2 protein-coding genes are annotated in these 2,111 nt (G+C 38.0%); both read right to left on the bottom strand.

Going from position 1 to position 2,111, the window contains the following annotated elements; all coding sequences use genetic code 11:
- Nucleotides 1-827, bottom strand: an 827-nt coding sequence (locus F6K13_RS30070) for an aldo/keto reductase (protein ID WP_287289411.1), incomplete at its 3' end; no start/stop codon positions are given.
- Nucleotides 828-1,342: 515 nt separating this feature from the next.
- Nucleotides 1,343-1,849 (bottom strand): bifunctional nuclease family protein, encoded by a 507-nt coding sequence (locus F6K13_RS30065; RefSeq protein WP_124147455.1) that lies wholly within the window; start codon nt 1,847-1,849, stop codon nt 1,343-1,345.
- Nucleotides 1,850-2,111 lie beyond the last annotated feature (262 nt).

The following is a 2,111-nucleotide window of genomic DNA, read 5'->3' as shown; positions in this document are numbered from 1 at the left end:
TCTGTGCCTAACCTTGTTAAAGCCTGATTTTCCAAACGCTGAAATATCTCTGCTTCTTGAGGAGTGAGGGGTTGCGTGCAACTGCTGATACTCAGAGGCCATTCTAATTCTTGTGGCCTAGCAGCACCCACACTTAAGGTTGTTATTCTCGGGTCACTTAACAAAAATCGATAATTTAATTCCAATGGAGAAAAAGGTTGACACAGTTCCTGAAGAGTAGGAGATGGTGTATATAATTGCCCACCTTTATCTGCGGGAGAAATAATAAAAATGCCCATATCTTTTTGTTTGGCTAACTCTATTGCAGGGGCATTATGTTGGAAAAAGTAGTAATAATGTAAGTTAATAAATTGAAAAAAGTCAGTATTAATAGTCGCTAAAATTACATCTAAAGGGCCATGGGTAGAAAAACCAATGTGTCTAACTCGCCCATCATCGATCATTTTATGTATTGCTTTAATTCCATGATGGGTAATTTCTAAATGTTCCCAAGTATTAATGCCATGAATAGCCAAAAAGTCTAAATAATCTGTATTTAGGTTTTCTAGAGATTCATTTATATATCGCTCTATCAAACTGACATCTCTTGTAGGTGTAATTTTTGTTGTGATATAAAGTTGGGTACGCTGCAGCTCACAGACCAACGCCGCACCCAGATATTTTTCACTTTTACCATAACCTCTAGCTGTTTCTATGTGGTTAATTCCCATATTTACAGCTTGCTTGATTGTTTCTACAGCATTTTCCTGAGATACCAAGTATCGCATAGTTCCCAAAGAAAAAACTGAGAGGTTTAAGTTCGTTTTGCCAAACCTGCGGTAGTGCACCTATATATTCTAGTTTTTAGTTTTTAGTTTTGCTATTGAGCGATCGCTTCTTTCTACCTATCTTTTTATACTCTCAGGGTTAAATCTCGCGATTATAACAGGAGATTCTTGCCAGTAAATAGATTCTTAACTAGATAACAAATCAAATAAACTGAGTTGCACCCTTGTCAGACCATCCACACAAGTCTTCTTGCTCTGTCTTTAAACTCAGGAAACCTCAGGGCAGGCGGTGCGCTTTTATTTAACCGTGTGCCCCACGGCTATTGATAAAATTATAACACTAAAAATGCGCGCGTATTGCTCAATTATTTTTCTGCTTGAAATTCATCTCACCGTTCAATAAATGCGATGATCAAGGGAGTCCTCTTTCAACATTTATGATAGAATCTGGCATAGGCAATACCTGAGTCCTAACTACTATTGACCGTTTGGCCAAGGTTCAAATAAACTTGAAAAAGTTTTCAGCTAAATAAATCTTCTTTGACTTTTGCATTTTTAATTCTATTAAAATAGTACTAGGATAATTCACCAGTGCTAGAACCACCACGTTTGATTAAATCTTCAGGGCGAAGTTTTGATATAAAGTCCCTAAAGGCTTGCCTTTCTGCTTCATCTGCATCTTGGTCTACTGGAATAGAGGCATCTGCTACGACTTCTTCCATTACCCAGATGGGACTATTGGTACGTAGGGCAATAGCGATCGCATCACTGGGCCTGGCATCAATTTCTTTTTTAGTTTCTCCTTGCTTAATAATTAGCACTGCATAGAAGGTGTTATCTTGCAATGAATGAATTACCACCTTTTCCAACACCCCACTTAGTGATTCTAAAATACTAACCGTGAGGTCGTGAGTCAATGGACGTGGTGGCTGATGGTTTTCCAGAGCGCTGATAATTGCCTTGGCCTGGTCTTGACCTATATAGATGGGCAAAGCACGTCGCTCGGTACCATCTCTTAACAATACGATTGGATTCCGTGTTGATGCATCCAATGCTATTCCTGCAACTTTCATTTCAATCATTGGCTCGGCCTCATTTTATAATAATTTTTGTCAAGATATATAGAATGTAAGTCAGTATAGATAAGGATCGAGTAATTTTTAGTATGACTTGATATTTACCTATTTACCTATATGAGTCATTTTTACATTTATTTATTATCTTCGATTTTTGAGAGTATGGTGTCTACCTTGACTAATGGCTCACCATGATATAACAACCGTGTAATTTCAAGACTATAGCGCTTCGCCCAGGCAACAGGCAATAGGCAACAGGCAATAGGGA

The organism is Okeania sp. SIO2B9 (assembly GCF_010672505.1).
In the GTDB taxonomy this organism is placed as follows: domain Bacteria; phylum Cyanobacteriota; class Cyanobacteriia; order Cyanobacteriales; family Microcoleaceae; genus Okeania; species Okeania hirsuta.
Note: the sequence above shows the minus strand (reverse complement) of the source record. Positions and strands in the feature narration are given on the sequence as shown.